At 72.1% G+C, this 17,866-nt stretch carries 14 protein-coding genes; 8 read left to right on the top strand and 6 right to left on the bottom strand.

The genetic code is table 11. The features are described 5' to 3' along the window. Positions 1 to 58: 58 nt before the first annotated feature. Positions 59 to 673, top strand: coding sequence for a 5-formyltetrahydrofolate cyclo-ligase (locus tag AB0316_RS14720; RefSeq protein ID WP_366273782.1), 615 nt, complete (start codon positions 59 to 61; stop codon positions 671 to 673). A 48-nt stretch (positions 674 to 721) separates the two neighbouring features. Here the strand turns inward: AB0316_RS14720 and AB0316_RS14715 are convergent, their stop codons facing one another. Continuing rightward, positions 722 to 3,313 carry a penicillin acylase family protein gene (locus AB0316_RS14715; protein WP_366273781.1) on the bottom strand — a complete coding sequence of 864 codons (2,592 nt, stop codon included), beginning with the start codon at positions 3,311 to 3,313 and terminating at the stop codon, positions 722 to 724. A 238-nt stretch (positions 3,314 to 3,551) separates the two neighbouring features. Here AB0316_RS14715 and AB0316_RS14710 point away from each other — a divergent pair, with 238 nt between their 5' ends. From AB0316_RS14710 to mscL, 5 genes are all read left to right on the top strand, one after another. After that, positions 3,552 to 5,039, top strand: a complete 1,488-nt coding sequence (locus AB0316_RS14710) for a potassium/proton antiporter (RefSeq protein ID WP_366273780.1) — start codon at positions 3,552 to 3,554, stop codon at positions 5,037 to 5,039. Positions 5,040 to 5,088: 49 nt separating this feature from the next. After that, positions 5,089 to 5,427 (top strand): FmdB family zinc ribbon protein, encoded by a 339-nt coding sequence (locus tag AB0316_RS14705; RefSeq protein ID WP_366273779.1) that lies wholly within the window; start codon positions 5,089 to 5,091, stop codon positions 5,425 to 5,427. Between the two features lie 74 nt (positions 5,428 to 5,501). Further along, positions 5,502 to 6,422: an S-methyl-5'-thioadenosine phosphorylase gene (locus AB0316_RS14700; RefSeq protein WP_366273778.1), complete on the top strand. Its 921-nt coding sequence runs from the start codon at positions 5,502 to 5,504 to the stop codon at positions 6,420 to 6,422. After that, the gene (locus AB0316_RS14695) at positions 6,422 to 7,111 is read left to right on the top strand and encodes an SAF domain-containing protein (RefSeq protein WP_366273777.1); all 690 of its coding nucleotides are present in this window, start codon (positions 6,422 to 6,424) and stop codon (positions 7,109 to 7,111) included. Before AB0316_RS14700 ends, AB0316_RS14695 begins: the two co-directional genes overlap by 1 nt. Before the next feature lie 192 nt (positions 7,112 to 7,303). Next, positions 7,304 to 7,669, top strand: coding sequence for a large conductance mechanosensitive channel protein MscL (gene mscL / locus AB0316_RS14690; RefSeq protein WP_366273776.1), 366 nt, complete (start codon positions 7,304 to 7,306; stop codon positions 7,667 to 7,669). A 284-nt stretch (positions 7,670 to 7,953) separates the two neighbouring features. On the opposite strand, the gene AB0316_RS14685 is transcribed toward mscL, so the two are convergent. From AB0316_RS14685 to AB0316_RS14670, 4 genes are all read right to left on the bottom strand, one after another. Continuing rightward, positions 7,954 to 8,352 (bottom strand): tetratricopeptide repeat protein, encoded by a 399-nt coding sequence (locus AB0316_RS14685; RefSeq protein WP_366273775.1) that lies wholly within the window; start codon positions 8,350 to 8,352, stop codon positions 7,954 to 7,956. Between the two features lie 53 nt (positions 8,353 to 8,405). After that, positions 8,406 to 12,536 carry an AAA domain-containing protein gene (locus AB0316_RS14680; protein WP_366273774.1) on the bottom strand — a complete coding sequence of 1,377 codons (4,131 nt, stop codon included), beginning with the start codon at positions 12,534 to 12,536 and terminating at the stop codon, positions 8,406 to 8,408. A gap of 106 nt (positions 12,537 to 12,642) precedes the next feature. Next, on the bottom strand, positions 12,643 to 13,344 hold the full coding sequence (locus tag AB0316_RS14675) for a GAF domain-containing protein (protein WP_366273773.1): 702 nt from the start codon (positions 13,342 to 13,344) through the stop codon (positions 12,643 to 12,645). A 74-nt stretch (positions 13,345 to 13,418) separates the two neighbouring features. Continuing rightward, on the bottom strand, positions 13,419 to 15,242 hold the full coding sequence (locus tag AB0316_RS14670) for a CocE/NonD family hydrolase (protein WP_366273772.1): 1,824 nt from the start codon (positions 15,240 to 15,242) through the stop codon (positions 13,419 to 13,421). A 195-nt stretch (positions 15,243 to 15,437) separates the two neighbouring features. On the opposite strand from AB0316_RS14670, the gene AB0316_RS14665 reads away from it, so the two are divergent. Both AB0316_RS14665 and AB0316_RS14660 read left to right on the top strand, forming a co-directional pair. Beyond that, positions 15,438 to 15,761: a YciI family protein gene (locus tag AB0316_RS14665; protein ID WP_366273771.1), complete on the top strand. Its 324-nt coding sequence runs from the start codon at positions 15,438 to 15,440 to the stop codon at positions 15,759 to 15,761. Between the two features lie 35 nt (positions 15,762 to 15,796). Then, positions 15,797 to 17,029 carry a DUF6596 domain-containing protein gene (locus AB0316_RS14660; protein ID WP_366273770.1) on the top strand — a complete coding sequence of 411 codons (1,233 nt, stop codon included), beginning with the start codon at positions 15,797 to 15,799 and terminating at the stop codon, positions 17,027 to 17,029. 68 nt (positions 17,030 to 17,097) lie between these two features. Here AB0316_RS14660 and AB0316_RS14655 read toward each other — a convergent pair. Beyond that, on the bottom strand, positions 17,098 to 17,866 hold a 769-nt coding region (locus tag AB0316_RS14655; RefSeq protein ID WP_366273769.1), incomplete at its 5' end, for a hypothetical protein.

The raw sequence follows: 17,866 nt of genomic DNA, 5'->3' as shown, positions 1-17,866 counted from the left end.
GCCCTCACCTTACGATGGGGCACGTGCGCATCCTGCCGCTCCACCGACCGGATCCCCGATGAACGCCTCGGGCAAGCATGACCTGCGTCACGCCGCGCGAGCCCGCCGTCGCGAGATCGCGGCCCGCACGGACCCAGCCACGTGCGAGGCCGCAGCGCAGGCCCTGGCCGACGCGGTGCTGGGGTTCGTGCCGGACGCGGGACGGGTCGCCGTCTACGAGTCGCTGCCCGACGAGCCCCCCACCGCACGCCTGATCGAGGCGCTGCTCGACACCGGCCACGAGGTCATCGTGCCCGTCGTGCTCGACGACTACTCGCTCGAGTGGAGGTATGCCGTCCCCGGCGCGGGTGCCGACGCCGCCAGGGTGCGCCGTCCCGGCCACGGCGGCCGCACCCCCTCGCCCGCGGACCGGCAGGGCTGGCTGGGCGTGGACGCCCTGGCGAGCTGCGACCTGATCGTCACGCCCGGCCTGTCCGTCGACGCCCACGGCACCCGTCTGGGCCAGGGCGGCGGCTGCTACGACCGGGCCCTGCTCCACCGCGACCCTGCCGCGCCCGTCGTCACCCTGCTGCACGAGGGTGAGCAGAGCGCCGAGGACCTGCCGGCGGACGCGCACGACCTGCCGGTCGACGGCTACGTCACGACGGCAGGACGCGTGGTGCGGCTGCGCTGAGGAGCGCGGCACCCGGCATACGCCATCGGAACACCGGGCAGCCGGGGCTCACTGGCCCGCGGTCGGGGACGCCGGTTCGAGGGTCAGCTCGTCGTTGCCCGCCTCGCGCACCGCCTTGTCGGTGAACGGCCACGGGAAGGTCTCGTTGGCCGCCCACGCGTCGACCTGGTCGGCGTAGTGGTCGTCGCCGGCGTGCCCCGACTGGCCCGTGGCGTTGACCCAGCGGGAGGCGTCGAGGTTGCCGAGGTCGACGATCATCCGCATCGACGGCCCCGCGGTGACGCCGTAGCCCGGCTCGGACGCGTTCCACGCGTTGGCGTTGACGATGGCGCTGCCGCCGCCCAGCTCGATCGGGCCGCGGTCGAAGAGGTCCTGGATGATCGACGGCACCCCGTCGGCGCCCATCACCGGGTGCTTGAGCTCGAGCTCGTGCAACCGGCCCCAGCGCCACGTCGCCGGCACCTTGCCGAGCTCGCGGGCTAGGTCGAGGCGGGCCTCGACGAGGGCGCGCTTGAGGATCTCGCCCGAGCCCTCCGTGACCCCGGGGGTGGTCTTGTCGTCCCACCAGTCGTTCTTGGGGTCCTTGAGCAGCTGCTCCATGACCACCATCCATCGGCTGCCGCCGTCGGGGGCCATGTCAGGCGGGAGCTCGTCGAAGGTGTACTCGAGCAGGTGCTTCCACACGGCGTTGTAGTACGCGGCCGCGGCGGAGTCGCGTGACTTGTCGTTCGGCTGGTTGCCGTCCCAGTCGCGCAGCAGCCGCTGGGCCTGGGCGGTGAAGTCGTCGACCTGCACGGAAAGAAGCCGCTCGACGAGCGCCGGCGCGTAGGTGTTGCGGGTGTCGCCCTGGATCTGCGCCATCGTCGCGGGCGAGACCTTCGGTGTGGCCGCGAGCAGGGTCCGGATGCGCTGCGCGCGGAAGCCGTAGTCCCACTCGGAGGTCAGGAAGGGCGTCGGGCTCGCCGTGACCGCCTGGTTGGCCGTGACGAGGAAGCCCTCGGGCGGGTCGAAGGTGCTCGGCAGCTGGTCGAACGGGACGTAGCCCTTCCAGTCCCACTGCGAGTCCCAGCCGGGCGAGGGCCAGAAGCCGGGCGGCGCCCCGGGGGTCGAGGAGCGGCGGATCGGGATCCGCCCCGGCGCCTGGTAACCGATGTGGCCGGCGGTGTCGGCGTAGACGAGGTTCTGCGACGGGACGGAGAAGGACGCTGCGGCCTTGCGGAACTCGGTCCAGTTCCGGGCCTTGTCGATGGCGAAGACCGCGTCGGCCGTCGTGCCCGGCGTCAGCGCCGTCCAGGCCAGCGACACGGCATACCGGTTGGACTGGGGAGCGCCGCGCACGACGCTGCGGTCACCTGCGGCGTCGACGTCCGAGAGGACGTCGGAGAGGATCGGCCCGTGCACCGTCGAGCGGACGGTCAGCGGCACGTCGGCCCCGCCGGCGACCTTGATCACCTCCTGGCGCGTCTCGAGCGGGATGTTGCGCCCGTCGCGGAGGTAGGTGTTGCCGGTGACCTGCTCGAGGTAGAAGTCGGTGACGTCCGGGCCCAGGTTCGTCATGCCCCAGGCGATCGTGTCGTTGTGGCCGATGACGACGCCCGGCAGCCCCGAGAAGGTGAAGCCCGAGACCCGGAAGGGGCACGCGGGGCTGACGCTGCGGCACTGCAGGTTCACCTGCATCCAGATGCCGGGGATCGACAGGCCGAGGTGGGGGTCGTTGGCCAGCAGCGGCTTGCCCGTCGTCGTGCGCGATCCCGAGACGACCCAGGAGTTCGAGCCGATGCCGTCGCCGCGGCCGAGGGTCGCCGGCACCGCGTTGACCGCCTTGAGGGTCGCGTCGACGGCGGCGTTGCCGGTCGCTGAGCGCATCGCCGTGAGGGCGGCCGGCGCGGGGCTCGCCGCCTGGTCGGACGCGGCCGAGGCCGGCTGCCAGTCCTGCTGCGAGAGGATCGGCTGGTTGCGGTCCACCGGATAGGGCGGGTAGAGCAGGTTGACCTGCTTGAGCGACCGCGTTGTGCGGGACAGGCGGGCCCGCGCCAGCTCGTCGTCGTAGTCGCCGCGCAGGTCCCAGGCCATTGCCTTGAGCCAGGCCAGCGAGTCGACCGGCGACCACGGCTCGACGCGGTAGCCGGGGTTGCGGCGGGCGAGCACGGTGTACTCGAGCGACATCTTCTCGGGCGACTCGGTGCGCTTGATGTACGCGTTGACGCCGTCGGCGTACGCCTGGAGGTACTGGCGCGTCTCGGGGGCGAGCTTGGGCAGCTCCTCCTCCGCGACCCGGCGCCAGCCCATCGCGCGGATCACCTTGTCGCTCTCGAGGCCGGCGCTGCCGACGAGCTCGGAGAGCCGGCCGGCGGTCACGTGCCGGCGCAGGTCCATCTCGAAGAAACGGTCCTGCGCACTGACGAAGCCCTGCGCCTGGAAGAGGTCCTTGGCGTTGTCGGCGTAGATCGTCGGCACGCCGCGGGCGTCCCGGCTGACGGTGACGGTGCTCGTCAGGCCCTCCATCGAGAGCTTGCCGGTGGTCTCCGGGAACGACTGCCGCACGACGCCGATGGCCAGGGTCCCGACCGCGACCACCGCCATGACGACGAGGACGGCGACGACCAGGACGATCCGACGAGCGCGCTTCAACCGTGACACGCGACGAGCCTAGGCCCCCGCCGGAGACCGCCGACCACGCCCCGCGGGCGGGTGCAGCAATCGTTGCCGAACCGTGGGCAATGCCCGCGGCACGTCCCCCGGTGTGTCCGCGGCACGTCATCTGTGCTGGCGTGTACGGACAAACCGGTGGTCGGCAGCGAGTGCCGGGATGGTTGGATTGGGGCCACACCCGAGGAGCCGCCTTCTGATCGCACACCCGGCCATCACGTCGTCGACCATGGATCTCGACGACCTGACGCGTGTGCTCCTCATCGGCTCGCTCGTGCTGCTCGTCGCGGTGGCCGCCGTGCGCCTGTCCGTCCGGTCCGGGCTGCCGTCACTGCTGATCTACCTCGGCATCGGCCTGGCGCTCGGCAATGCCGGTGCCGGCATCCAGTTCGACGACGCCTCGACCACCCGGGTCCTCGGCTACGCGGCGCTCGTGCTCATCCTCGCCGAGGGCGGCCTCACGACGTCGTGGTCCGGCATCCGGCGCTCGGTCGCCCCGGCCGCCGTGCTCTCGACGGTGGGCGTCGTCGTCTCGGTGCTCGTCGTCGCCGTGGCCGCGCACGCGTTCCTGCCGCTGTCGTGGACGATCTCGCTGCTGATCGGGGCGATCGTCTCCTCGACCGACGCCGCCGCCGTGTTCGCCGTGCTGCGCAACGTCGCCCTGCCCCGTCGCATCTCGGGGATCCTCGAGGCCGAGTCCGGGTTCAACGACGCGCCCGTCGTCATCCTCGTCGTGGCCTTCGCGGCGCAGGGCCTCCCGGGCGGCACGGCTCAGCCGTGGTGGGTGCTGCTCCTGGAGGCCGCCGGTGAGCTCGCCGGTGGTGCGGTCGTCGGGGTCGCAGTCGGCTGGGTCGGCGGGCAGCTGCTGCGGCGCGTGGCGGGCGCCTCGTCGGCGCTCTTCTCGATCGGGGTCCTGGCGCTCACCGTCCTCGCGTACGCCGTCGGCGCTGCCCTGCACGTCTCCGGCTTCCTCGCGACCTACCTGGCGGCGCTCGTGCTCGGCAACATGGGGCTTCCCAACCGCGTCGCGTTCCAGAGCTTCGGCAACGCGATGGGGTGGATCGCCCAGATCGGCCTCTTCGTGCTGCTCGGGCTCCTTGCCGACCCGCGCCGGCTCGACGAGATGTTCGGCAAGGCCCTCGTCATCGGCCTCGTCCTGCTCCTCGTGGCACGGCCGCTGTCGGTCGTGGCGTCGGTGTCGTGGTTCAAGGTGCCGTGGCGGGAGCAGGCGTTCCTGTCGTGGGCCGGCCTGCGCGGGGCCGTGCCGGTCGTGCTGGCCACCGTGCCGCTCGTGACCGGGACCCCCGACACCGAGTGGATCTTCGACCTCGTCTTCATGCTCGTGGTCGTCTTCACGATCGTCCAGGGGCCCACCCTCCCCTGGGTCGCCAAGCGCCTGGGCCTGACCGAGCAGGTGCACTCCGTCGACGTCGACCTCGAGTCGACCTCGCTGATGGAGATCAGCGCCGACGTGATCCAGGTGACGGTGGGCGCCGAGTCGCGCCTGCACGGCGTCGCGGTGTTCGAGCTGCGCCTGCCCAAGGGCGCCAACGTGACCCTGGTGGTGCGCGGCGGCGAGGGCTTCGTGCCCGAGCCGCACACGACCATCCGGCACGGCGACAGCTTGCTCGTGGTGACCACCTCGAAGGTCAAGCAGCGCACAGAGAAGCGCATCCGCGAGATCAGCCGCGGCGGGCGACTCGCCGGCTGGCCGTAGACTGGCTCTTGGCCCTTTTCATCCCTCTCGACGTCCCGAGGTTCCGCCTGTGCCCACCTACTCCTACGCGTGCCAGAACTGCGGCCACGCCTTCGACATCCGCCAGTCGTTCAGCGACGACGCCCTGACGGTGTGCCCGGAGTGCGGCGAGCCGCGGCTGCGCAAGGTGATCCACCCGGTGGGCATCGCGTTCAAGGGCTCGGGCTTCTACAAGACCGACTCGCGGGCCTCGTCGAAGAGCGCGTCCAAGCCCGCCGCGGACTCCACCTCGTCGGCCGACGGCGGCACGAAGAAGGACACCCCGTCCACGTCCACGTCCGACTCGTCGGGCACGTCGTCCTCCACGTCGTCGTCGCCCGCGTCGTCGTCCTCGTCCACACCCTCCTGAGCTCCGGGGACGTTGTCCCCACCCCGAGGACGTATGCCGCCGAGCCGGCCGGGTGCCCACCCTAGGCTCGGTGCATGACCACCTCGCAGACGTCCACGTCCGCCTCCGCCGCATCCTCTCCGGCACCGAGCGAGCAGGCTGAGTCGGCAGAGCCGAGCGAGCAGGCCGCGTCCGGACCGCGGGCCGAGATCGGCGTCATCGGCGGCTCCGGCCTCTACGAGTTCCTCGACGACTACGAGACGGTCGAGGTCGAGACGCCCTTCGGGCCGCCGAGCGACCCGCTCGTCATCGGCGAGGTCGAGGGGCGCTCCGTCGCCTTCGTCGCCCGCCACGGCAAGGGCCACCGCTTCGCGCCACACCGGGTCAACTACCGCGCCAACCTCTGGGCGCTGCGGGCCGTGGGCGTGCGCCAGATCCTCTCCCCCTGTGCGGTGGGGTCGCTCAAGCCGGAGCACGGTCCCGGCACGGTGGTGGTCCCCGACCAGGTCGTCGACCGCACGTGGGGCCGCGCCCACACGATCTACGAGGAGGAGGGCCCGGTCGTTCACGTCGGCTTCGCCGACCCCTACTGCCCCAACGGACGGCAGGTCGCGATCGACGCCGCCCGGCTCTCGCCCCTGCCGGTCGTCACGGACGGCACCCTCGTGGTCGTCAACGGGCCCCGGTTCTCCTCGCGCGCCGAGTCGCTGATGCACCAGCAGGCGGGCTTCGGCATCGTCGGCATGACGACGATGCCCGAGGCCGCGCTGGCCCGCGAGCTGGCGATGTGCTTCACGACGATCGCGATGGTGACCGACCACGACGCGGGAGTCGAGGGCGGTGACGCGGTGAGCCACGAGGAGGTCCTGCGGGTATTCGCCACCAACGTCGAGCACCTCAGCGCGATCCTTCGCGACGCCATCGGGCAGATGCCGGCGCACGAGCCCGACGAGACTGCAACCTGTCTGTGCCGGCGAAGCCTCGACGGCATCGAGCTGCCCTTCCGGCTCCCGTGATGGGCTCGACCCGGCCCTGGTCCCGCTGGCGCACGGTGCGCGGCCGTTCGCCGTCCTGGCCCGACGGCCCGCGCCGGCGCCAGGCCCGGCGCAACCGGTGGCGCCGCTGGTCGGCGGCCGCCCTTGCGGCGACGGCCGTGCTGGTGACCGTGGGCGCCGTGCGCCCGGCGCCGGCCGGGGGTGCCGGGGAGCCGACGCTCGTCATGGTCCGGGACGTCGCGGCCGGTGCACGGCTCGCGACCGAGGACGTCGCCGTGGCACCGCGTGCCCGCGGGCAGCGGCCGGCCGGCGCCATGGCCTCGGTCGAGGCAGCCGTCGGTCGCGTAGCCGCAAGCCCCTTGGCCGCGAACGAGGTCGTGACGCCGGCCCGGCTTGTGGGCGACGACCTGCTGGCCGGCCAGCCGGAGGACCGGGTGGCGGTCAGCGTGCCGGTCCTGGACACCGCGGCCGTGGGCGTGCGAGCCGGCCAGCACGTCGACCTCTACGCGACGGGCACCGGTGCGCTGGCGGCGACCGACGTCGTCGTGCTCGCGGTGCGCGAGGCCCAGGAGTCAGCGGGCCTGGGCACCGCGGCGCCCGCGCGCGTCACGCTCGCCCTCGACCCGACCCAGGCCGGCGAGGTCGCCAAGGCCATGAGCGCGCTCCAGGCCGGCCAGAGTCTCATCGTCGCGGTCCGGCGCGGAGCGTAACCGGCTCCGGAGCACTAGGCTCCCGTTCACCCGGCGTCTCGCCCCGACCCCTCACGACTTCGTGGCCGGTCGCGGCCGGCCCTGGGGTGGCACGTCCGTCAGCACACCCGCACCACCCACGGAACGGCCGAGATCGTCGGCTTTCCGGTACCGGGCATCGAAAGCCCTGTCGGGGCACAGAAAGGACGCTTCATGCTCAAGGGTTTCAAGGACTTCCTGATGCGAGGCAACGTCGTCGACCTCGCCGTCGCGGTCGTCATCGGCACCGCCTTCGCGGCCGTCGTCAACGCATTCGTCAAGGTCATCATGGACCTCATCGGCAAGCTGGGCGGGACGCCGAACTTCTCGTCGTTCACGCCGGGTGGCGTGGCTATCGGCGCCTTCATAACGGCCCTGATCAGCTTCGTGATCGTGGCTGCAGCGGTCTACTTCATGGTCGTCGTCCCGATGAACAAGCTCGCCGAGCGCCGCAAGAAGGGCGTCGAGCCCGAGCCCGAGGCACCGTCGGAGGAGATCATCCTGCTCACCGAGATCCGCGACGCCCTGCGGGTCCGCTGACGAAGCCACTCACCACGACGCAAAGTGCCCACTCGACTTTCCACGTCGAGTGGGCACTTTGCGTCAACGAGGGGACACCTCCATGCATCTGCCAGCCCCGCTGAAGCCCGACTTCACGTGTGGCAAAGTGCCCACTCGACTTCATACGTCGAGTGGGCACTTTGCGACATCGAAGGCGCACCTCCACGGACCTCCCAGCCCCGCTGGCACCCGACGCCACGTGTGGCAAAGTGCCCACTCGACTTCTTGGTCGAGTGGGCACTTTGCGTCGGTCAGGGACTGGGTCAGAGCGTCGGGCTGTCGTCGTGCTGCGGGCGCTCGTAGCCACCGAACACCTCGGCCAGGGCCAACGGACGAGCGGCCTCGGCGTGCCGACGTGCACGCTGGAGAGTGCGGCCCAGCAGCAGGTGCGCGTACCCGTCGGTCGGCGAGTCCTCGATGACCCGCAGCAGCGTGGCCTCCGCACGCCCCAGCTGCGCGGACTGGAAGTAGGCCCTCGCGAGCAGCAGCCGCAGCTCCGTGACGGAGTGCAGCACCGCGTCCGTGCCGTCCGGAACGACACGCGCGGACTCGGCCTCGTCGACCAGCTCGGCCAGCGCCGTGGCAGCCGCGAGGTGGTCGCCTCGTTCGACCAGGCCCTGGGCCCAGGAGAGGCGCAGCGAGAACGGTGTCGTCGTGTTCATGCGCCGCTCAACGCCGCGCCCGGTCGGCGCATTCCGCCGGTCCGGACCACGGCTCACTCGTAGTGCGGCGGACGCTGTTCCTCGAGCCACTGGTCCCCGACACCGGAGCGGGAGGGTCGCTCGCCCCACCCGAGGTCGAGCTCGTCGCTGCTGCGCCGAAGCGAGGTACCCGGCTCACCGGAGCCCGGCTCGCCCGCCTCCTCGGCGGCGCCCGTGCCCTTGCGGAAGACGCGTCGACGCTTGCGCTTGGGCGCCGGCTTCTCGGCTGCGGCGGTCTCGGGCGCGGCCGGACTGTCTCCGGCCTCGCCTCCGGACGAGCCGTCCCCACGCGCGGGGCCCGCGCCCTGGTCTGGGTCCGTCGAACCGGCGACGGCGGACTCGGGTCCCGCCTCGCCGGTGGGCCCCGTGGGCGTCGTCGTGGTCGTGGCCGCCTCCGGCCGCGAGAAGCTCCGGGCCAGGGTGACGATGCGGGCGATCTCCCGCGCCGGGTCGCGGAACACGTCGGTGCTCCAGACGCGCTCGTGGATCCACCCGAGACGCTCGAGCTGCTCGGGGCGCAGGCGGTCACGCTCGCGCGTGCTGCGCAGGGCGGCATACCGCTCCCCGTCGGTCTCGACGGCGATGAGCGCGCGACCGCGGTGGTAGGGGTCCTCCACCGCGATGTCGATGCGGTGGTCGGCCGTGCCGAAGTCCTCGTGGACGGTCAGCCCCTGGCGGCGCAGCCGCTCGGCGAGGTCGTGGCGCAGCGGGTCCTGCGTCAAGGTGGCGGCCGCGAAGAGCGTGCCCTCGTCGTCGGAGTCGCCGCCGCTCTGCGCGTACGCGAGGAAGTCGCGCAGCATGACGGCGCCGCGAGCCTTGAGCCGGTTCGGGTCGAGGTCGGAGGCCCGCAGCGCCGACACGACGGTCATCCGCGTGCGCGCCCGGGTGATCGCGACGTTGAGGCGGCGCTCGCCCCCCTCGTTGTTGAGCGGGCCGAAGCGGTGCAGGACCCGGCCGTGCGGCGTCTTGCCATAGCCGACCGAGAGGATGACGGCGTCGCGCTCGTCACCCTGGACGCGCTCGAGGTTCTTGACGAAGAAGCGCTCCTCGCGGGTGTCGTCGAAGAAGCCTGCGACGTCGGGATTGGTGCGCAGCGCCTCCGTGATGGCGTCCTCGAGCCGGTCGGCGTGCCGGATCCCGAGGGCGATGACCCCGAGCGACTCCGTGGGCCGGGTGCGAGCGTGATCGAGGACGAGCTCCACCACGCGCGCGACCTCGCCGTCGGTCGTCTCGATGGCCTCGACGCCCGGCTGGACCTCGGCCACGCCCTCGACCGGCTCGAACGTGACGGCCGAGTCGAGGGAGGTGCCGGGGAACGTCGTGAGTCGCCCGTCGTACATCGCCTGGTTGGCGAAGGCGATGAGGCGCTCGTCGCGGCTGCGGTAGTGCCAGCTGAGGTTGCGGGTGGGCAGGGCTGCCGCCAGCACGTCGAGGACCGACTCGAACCCCTCGGTCAACGTCTCGTCGTCCGGCGCTGCGGCGTCGGCCTCGTCGTCGGAGACCACCGTGAAGAAGTTGGTCGGCGGCAGCTGCCGCTCGTCACCGGCCACGACGACCTGCCTGGCGCGCGAGATGGCCGAGATCGCCTGTGCCGGCTGCACCTGCGAGGCCTCGTCGAAGATGACGACGTCGAACCAGCGGCCCGGTGGCAGCGTGGAGGCGACGACGAGCGGGCTCATCGCCCAGCACGGCTTGATGGCAGTGAGTGTCGTCCCAGCCTGCGGCATGAGGTCGCGCAGCGACCGGTGCCGCCGCGCCTTGCCGGCCTCGGCGCGCACGAGCGCCTCGTGGGCCGGGTTGTCGGCCAGGACCTCGCGCACGTTCCGGGCGACGGCGCCGCGCACCCGCTGGACGGTGGCGGACTGGTGCGCGCGGTCGGCCTCCGCGAACTCGGCGACGTCGCGGCGCAGCCCCTGACCGTCGTGGGCGCCGTATGCCGGGTCGCGCACGGTGATCTCCTGCGCCAGCGAGGCCCACCACACGTGCTCCACCTCGGCCGTCACCTGGTCGGTCGGCACGCCGCGGCGGGCGAGGTCGTCAACGACCGCGCCGAGACCAGCCCCGCGCAGCTCATCGAGGGCCGCCGTCACCTGCGGCAGCACGGCGATACGGTCCGGACGGCTCGCGAGGGCAGCCAGACGTTCGCGCAGCTCACTCAGCGGCAGCGACGTCAGGGTCTGCCCCTCGGGTCCGGGCGCGAGCCGCTCGTCGAGCCACTCGAGGTCACCGGTGAGCTCGCCCAGCAGGGCCAGGCCCTCGTCGAGCCGCGGCGAGATCTCGGGACGACCGCCGCCGCCGACGAGCTGGAACCAGTGCTCGCGCTGCTCGTTCGCCGACTCGAGCTCCTCGTGGAGGTCGGCCGGCGGGCGACCCGGGCGGAGCAGTCGCTTGGTCTGCTGGCGGATGCGCCACCGTGCGACCCACCCCATGTCGACGCCGCGCGCGTCACGCCAGTCGCGGGTGGCAGTGGCGGCGATGTGCTCCTTGAGCGGGATGTCGAAGACCTCCGGCCGGAACACCTCGAGCGTCTCGCGCACCTTGAGCATCGTGTCGAAGGCGGACTTCCAGTCCTCGAGCGAGTTGGCCTCGGGCACATGCGATTCCGAGAGTATGCCGTTGAGCCGCCGGGCGGTGTCGTCCAGCCCGCTCGTGCTGTGGCGGGTCGTGATGTCGAGCGCCTTGGCGGCCTCGTCGGTGGTGAGGACCCGCGCACCGAACCACGGGTCGTCGCCGTCGCGCGTCCACGCCCCGAGCCCGGCCGCGTCACGCAGCCGCCGGCCGAGCTCGACGGCCCGGACGCGGCTGAGGCCGGCGAGGTCGCGGCTCCCGAGCCGCACGTGCGAGGTGGGTGGCGGTGTGCGCGTGCCCAGCTCGACGAGTGCCTGCTGCGCTTCGTGCGCCGAGACCCCCCACGGCTGCCGCACCTCGTGCAGGGCACGGACATGGCCCTGCAGCCGGGAGCGCCGCTCTCGCAGGGTCGAGGTCGTACGGTCGAGGTCCGGCGCCTCGTCCAGCGCCGTCTCGAGGCTGCGCGCGAACTGCTGCGCCGTGGCACGCCGGTTCGTCGGTCCGTCGTAGGCGTCGAGCACGAGGTCGCCGATGCCGAGCCGGTCGAGCCGGCTCAGCACGGCGTCGATGGCCGCCCGCTTCTCGGCGACGAAGAGCGTGGACTTGCCCTCCGCGGCCAACGCGGCGATGAGGTTGACGATCGTCTGGGACTTGCCCGTGCCTGGAGGTCCCTTGACCACGAGGTGGGCGCCCGCGCGTACGGCCTCGATGGCCGCCTGCTGGGAGGAGTCGGCGTCGAGGACGAGGTACTCGTGCTCCGGGTCGGGGTCGGGGTCGCTGTCGGGCACCCGCAGGCGCACGGCGGCGAGCGCCGACTCGTCACCGGCCAGGGCGGCGACGACGTCGTGGTCGGCGAGGGTGTCGCGCTGCAGCCCGAGGTCGGCGACCATCGGCAGCTTCGCGTAGGAGAACGTGCCGAGCACCAGGCGGGGGCTGATCTCGAACTCGGGGACGCGCTCGCACGCGTGGCCGAGAGCGGCATACACGGGATACGGGTCGAAGCCGTTGCCCGCGGTGGCGAGGTCGGCGAGGGCCTCGGGGTCGACCTCGATGCCCTGCTCGGAGCGGAGGTACTCGCGCAGCACCGGGTTGAGCTCCACGTCCGGACCGAGGTCGATCTCGAAGTCCTCCTGCGCCGCACCGGTCGGGCGCAGCACGCAGGACCTCAGCAGCACGGGCGCGGCCGGCGGGCGGGCCGCCCGCGGCACCGACCACGTCGCCATGCCGATCGCGACGAAGCCGGCTGCGATGCCGCGCTCCTCGCGCAGCTCGAGCGCCTTGGCGCGGATGGCGCGGGCCCGGCGCCGCGCCTCGGCGAACGCGGCGGGCTCACGGACGAGGTCGGACAGGCGCGTGCGACGGCCGGCGAGCAGCATCGACACCCCGCCGGGGTGCGCGGTGGTGAGGTCGAGGGTGCCGGAGGGCAGGTCGCGGTACCACAGCAGGGTGTTGCGACCGCCGAGGTCGACGAGTGTGCGCTGCCACGTGCGAACCGCGGCCGCGACGCGGTCGGCGCGCGGGTCGCCCGAGGGCGACTCCGCCACGGTGGCAGGGTCGGTCCTGAGGGCGTCGGTCATTCCTGCAGGCTAACGAACGAAGGGCACCGCCCCGGTCACCGACAGACCAGAGCGGCCGAATCACAGGGTCTTCGCCCGAGAACGCGCGAGTGCCGCGTGTGCCCGCTCAGGAATCGGGGTCGAAGGCGTCCACGAGTGCTCGGGCGATCACGAAGACCCCCACGCCGGCCCGGGCGGCGGCCCTCCGGAGACGCTCCTCGGCGGCGTCCGGCTCGAATCCGCGGGCGCTGACCAGAATCCCGATCGCCTGGTCGACGTATGCCTGTCCCCTGATCCGGCCCGGGCTCTGGACCGCCTCGAGGCGGGTCTCGAACGACAGGTCGGCGTTCGCGACCGCTCCGGGCGCCCAGGCACCGAAGATCTCGGCGAGCTCGTCCACACGGCCGTCGAAGGTGTCCGGGGCGGCACCGTAGAGGTTGACGCCGCCGGTCACGACCCCACCGTGCCGGAAGGGCAGCGACAGGGTGCTCTGGATGCCGGCGGCGGCAGTCGCCTGCGCGAAGAGCCGCCACCGGTCCTCGTCCAGGAGCGAGCCGACGTCGGTCTGAACCGGTTCAGCTGTGCGGACCGCCTCCACGCAGGGCCCGTCGTCGGCGTACTGGATCCCGTCGAGCGCGGCGACGTCGAGGTCGCTGGCGACATAGGTCAGCACGAGGTCCTGGCTGACCATGCCGAGGCTCACGCCCATGAGGCCGGGAAAGCGTTCCTTGGCGCGCTCGACCAGCCGTTGCAGGTCCCCGCGCAGCTCCAGGTCGCCGAAGCGCTCCAGCTCCTCCAACGCCTCGTGCGTCTCGGGGATCGGCTCCATGTCCATCGGCTTACCCGTCCGGGCGTCCCGTCACGCGGGGTGACGGGACGCCCCTGTCTCGTCCGAGGCCGGTGTCAGTGGCGGCCCTGCGGCACGGTCAGCGGGAAGCTGCCGGGTGCGTTCGCCGTCCACGAGCTCGTGTATGCCGTGAGGTAGCGGTCGAGGTAGGGCGACCGGTCACCTTGGGTGGGCACGTCGGTGCGCGGGCTCTGGAGGTCGAGCGAGAGCGAGGCGGACCGGACGGTGATCGTCTGCCCGGACGCCGTGTCGGCCCACGAGCGGGTCGTGTCGGTGCCGATGCCCACGACGAGCTGGTGCCCGCTCTTCAGGACCCAGTCCGTGGACTTGAGGTCGAACGCGAGCCGGCCACCGCGCACGAGCGACATCTGCTCGTCGAACATCACCGCGGTCCCGTCCGGCGCGACGTCCCAGAGCCGGACGAGGACGTTGCCCTGCCCGCTCGTGCTCATCGCGACACGGGGGGTCCCGGTGACGCGGACGTCGGAGTGGGTCGGCTTCGACCAGGTGTAGTACGCGTTGCCGTCGTCGGTCGTGCGCGGCTTGGGTCCGTAGCCACGCTCCGTGCCGACGCCCGGCGGCAGCTCGGGTGCGTGCTCCATGTCCCACCGGCCGGTGTCCTGCGCGCTGGGCGCGAGGCTGCTCGTCGCCGGGACGCGGCCCTTGTCGTCGACGTAGCTGCCGGCCTGCAGGCGCACCTCGACGTCGCGCCGGACGGTGGGCCAGGTCGACTGGGCGCGCCACTTCCCGGTGCTGTCCTCGATGGCGAAGGCCGGGTCCTTCACCGTGGGACGGATCCCCTTGAGGTGCTCGTCGTAGAAGCGCATGACCTCGTCGAACCAGCCGGCCCGGCCCATGCGCAGCACGCCGTCGGAGCCGGTCTCGTTGCCGCGCACGTGCTCCCACTGCCCGAGCCACCCACGCTCCTCACCGACGTGGTTGTCGAGGTAGGTCTCGATGTCCTCCGGCTTGGTGTTGTTCTCGATGAAGCCTTGCGTGACGAAGAGCGGGACCTTCGAGCCCTTCGCCTGTGCCGCGAGGTTGCGGGCGCGCCAGTAGGCCGAGTTGGGGTCGGGATTCTGCGTGTCGGTGAGGTTGTCCGCGAGGCACTCGGGGTGCGCGACCTCGTAGGCGGCGTTGGACTTGTACTTCGCCGAGTCGTCCGACATGCCCTGGATGCTCGCGATGGAGTTGTACGCCTGGGGCGTGCCGAGGTAGTTCGGGCGGCGCACGCCGTTGCTGAAGAGGTAGTTGTACATGTCCCAGACCGGCTCCTGCGCGACGACCGCCTCGAGCCCGGACGGAGCAAGGTTGGCGCCGACGAGGCCGGTCGACGCGTCGTAGGACTTGCCGTAGAGCCCGACCTTGCCGGTCGACCACGGACGGCTGGCCGACCACTCGACGGCGGCCTTGACGTCGGCCTGCTCGCCGGGGCCGACCCAGTCGAGACACCCGGTGGAGCCGCCGAAGCCGCGCAGGTCGACCATGACGACCGTGTAGCCGCGCTTCATCAGGTCGGCGCCCTCGATGAGGTCGTTGAAGCGCTCGGACGGGCCCGTGCCGGTGAAGCCGTCGTCTCCGGTCTGACCGCGGTGCGCGAAGTACGGACCCACGGAGAGGATGACCGGGGTCTTCGCGCCGGCGGGCAGGCCGGCCGGCCGGAGCACGTCGGCGTGCAGCTCGACGCCGCTGTGGTCGGAGGACGGGAAGTACTCCTCGGTCCACAGCGCCCCCTCGGGCACGCGCGGGTTCTCTGCGTGCGAGACCGGGTGGTCGGGCGACGGGATGGGGTTGGCAGCTGCCACCACGGGCGCCGCGAGCGCAGCTCCGGAGGTGAGGGCGACGGCCGTGAGGATCGACAGACTTCGGGAACGGGACATGAGATGCCTATCAGCTCGGCGACACTGTGTTTTGACGCTAGAACCGGACAAATCGCCCGGCAACCGGAGATGCCATCCCTTGAACAAATGCTGACGCGGGGTGTCGGATCGGCACGGGCTCGTTCGTTGCAGAGGTGAGGCGGGGGCCGACCGGCGCCCCGCCTCACGAGGATCCAGACCGAGGAGATGGTGCACATGCAGTACCTGCTGTCCGTGATCGACGACGGCGCCGGTTCGGCGACACCGACCGAGCAGACCGACACCGACGCCTTCAACGACCGGCTGCGGGAGCAGGGCCACTGGGTCTTCGCCGGGGGCCTGGGCTCGCCCGACCCGGCCACCGTCGTGGACAACCGCGGCACCGAACCGGTCGTCACCGACGGGCCCTTCGTCGAGTCGAAGGAGTGGCTCGCTGGCTTCTGGATCGTCGAGGCGCCGGACCTCGACGTGGCCCTTCGCCTCGGAGCCGAGGGCTCGCGCGCCTGCAACCGCAAGGTCGAGGTGCGGCCGTTCCTGTGAGCCCTTCAGACGCAGCAGGCAGCCGTGGGGCCCCGGTGGACCGGGAGCAGGCCCGGCAGGTGTTGGCCCGCGCCCACCGGGAGGAGTGGGCGCGGGTCGTCGCCTCCCTGGCGCGGCGCTTCGGTGACCTCGACGTCGCGGAGGAGTCGGCGGCCGAGGCGTTCGCGACGGCCGTCGAGCGCTGGCCGGCGGATGGCATACCTCCCAACCCCGGGGCGTGGCTGACGACCACCGCGAACCGGAAGGCCATCGACCGGCTCCGGCGTGAGAGCAGGCGTGAGGAGAAGCACCAGGAGGCCCACGCGATGAACGTCCACGACGACGCGCAACCGGTAGGGCCCGTCGACGACGACCGGCTCCGGCTCATCTTCACGTGCTGCCATCCGGCCCTCGCCATGGAGACGCGGGTGGCACTCACCCTGCGCATGGTCGGCGGACTGACCGTCCCGGAGATCGCCCGGGCGTTCCTCGTGCAGGAGTCGACGATGGGCCAGCGCATCACACGCGCCAAGGCCAAGATCAAGGCGACGCGCATTCCCTACCGGGTGCCGCCCGCTGCGGACCTGCCCGTACGCGTCTCCGGCGTGCTCACCGTCCTCTTCCTGATCTTCAACGAGGGCTACCTGGCGACCGGCCCCGAGAGCGACCCGCTGCGCCCGGACCTCACCGCCGAGGCGATCCGGCTGGCCCGGCTCGCGCGGACCCTCCTGCCGGATGACGGGGAGGTCGCCGGGCTGCTCGCGCTGATGCTGCTCACCGAGGCGCGCCGGGCCGCCCGGGTCTCGCCCGGGGGCGAGCTCGTGACGCTGGCCGAGCAGGACCGGGCTGTGTGGGACAGCGCGCTCGTCGCCGAGGGGCACGCGATCGTACGCGAGCGGCTGGCCTCCGGGGTCGCGCCGGGCCGTTTCCAGCTCCTGGCCGCCATCGGTGCCGTGCACACCTCCGCCCCGCACGCAGCTGACACCGACTGGTCACAGGTCGTCGCGCTCTACGACCAGCTCATGCGCCTCGACCCCTCCCCCATCGTCGCCCTCAACCGGGCCGTGGCCGTCGCCGAGCTCGACGGGCCCGAGGTCGCCCTGGCCCTCGTGGCGCGACTGCAGGACGCGCTGGCCGGCTACCACGCCCTGCACGCGACGAGAGCAGACCTGCTGCGCCGGCTGGGCCGCGACGACGAGGCCCGGGCGGCCTACGACCGGGCGATCGAGCTGGCCGGGAACCGGGCGGAGACCGCCTACCTGAGCCGGCGGCGGGACGAGCTCGGGTAGACCGAGCCCCTCCCCTCGGCGGCGTCGTGGCGGTGCCGCCCGCTCTCCGTGGGGAGCGGAGGAGGCGGTCAGCAGACGGTCAGGTGCCGCGCAGCGAGTCTGCAGCGGCTGTCGGGGGACCGTGCAGGGTCGCTGTTCGTGCAGATCCGCCCGACTTTTTTCTGATGTGGCTCCCGTGCTGCGCGCCGCCCTGCTGGTCCCCTTTTGGGCGCTATGCGGGATTTGCAGCGCCCTCCTCGGGCGTCACTAGGGTGCTGCGGCGGAGGGTAAAGAAGGGAAAACAAGTCCATGGTGACAATTCGCCGATCAGGCATCATCGCTGCTCTGGTCGGGCTCCTCGTGACCCTCGTCGGGTTGGTGTTGACCCAGTCGTCCGCATCCGCGGACTCGACCACGCAGCTGGTGTCCAGCAACAGCAGCTGCCACGGAAACCGGTGGAGGCACTGTCCTCCGACCACCACTCCGCCACCGACCACGTCAGGCACGACGACCCCGACCAGCACCACGTCGACCACGTCGACGACCACCTCGCCGACGACGACGACGACGTCCACCACGTCGGCGCCGACCACCACCTCGTCGGCACCGTCGACGACCACCTCGGTGCCGGTGACGTCGACCACGACGACACCCGCACCGACGACCACGACCACGACGCCCGCACCGACCACCACGACACCGGCACCGACGACCACGACGCCGACGTCCACCAGCTGCCCGGTGCAGTGGACCAGCTCCTCGTCCAACGGGTCCTGGACCAACTCCGGCCACCTGGTCAACAACAACATGTGGAACAGCGCCGCCGGACCCCAGACCATCTCGGCCTGCTCCTGGCAG

Source organism: Terrabacter sp. NPDC080008, assembly GCF_040702505.1.
Classification (GTDB): domain Bacteria; phylum Actinomycetota; class Actinomycetes; order Actinomycetales; family Dermatophilaceae; genus Terrabacter.
This window is presented reverse-complemented; position numbering and strand designations above follow the sequence as displayed.

Coding starts and splice junctions, on each gene's coding strand:
- AB0316_RS14675 (WP_366273773.1), bottom strand. CDS start 13,344: ATGGAGCCGATCCCCGAGACGCACGAGGCGTTGGAGGAGCTGGAGCGC.
- AB0316_RS14670 (WP_366273772.1), bottom strand. CDS start 15,242: ATGTCCCGTTCCCGAAGTCTGTCGATCCTCACGGCCGTCGCCCTCACC.
- AB0316_RS14695 (WP_366273777.1), top strand. CDS start 6,422: ATGGGCTCGACCCGGCCCTGGTCCCGCTGGCGCACGGTGCGCGGCCGT.
- AB0316_RS14665 (WP_366273771.1), top strand. CDS start 15,438: ATGCAGTACCTGCTGTCCGTGATCGACGACGGCGCCGGTTCGGCGACA.
- AB0316_RS14680 (WP_366273774.1), bottom strand. CDS start 12,536: ATGACCGACGCCCTCAGGACCGACCCTGCCACCGTGGCGGAGTCGCCC.
- AB0316_RS14685 (WP_366273775.1), bottom strand. CDS start 8,352: ATGAACACGACGACACCGTTCTCGCTGCGCCTCTCCTGGGCCCAGGGC.
- mscL (WP_366273776.1), top strand. CDS start 7,304: ATGCTCAAGGGTTTCAAGGACTTCCTGATGCGAGGCAACGTCGTCGAC.
- AB0316_RS14710 (WP_366273780.1), top strand. CDS start 3,552: ATGGATCTCGACGACCTGACGCGTGTGCTCCTCATCGGCTCGCTCGTG.
- AB0316_RS14700 (WP_366273778.1), top strand. CDS start 5,502: ATGACCACCTCGCAGACGTCCACGTCCGCCTCCGCCGCATCCTCTCCG.
- AB0316_RS14720 (WP_366273782.1), top strand. CDS start 59: ATGAACGCCTCGGGCAAGCATGACCTGCGTCACGCCGCGCGAGCCCGC.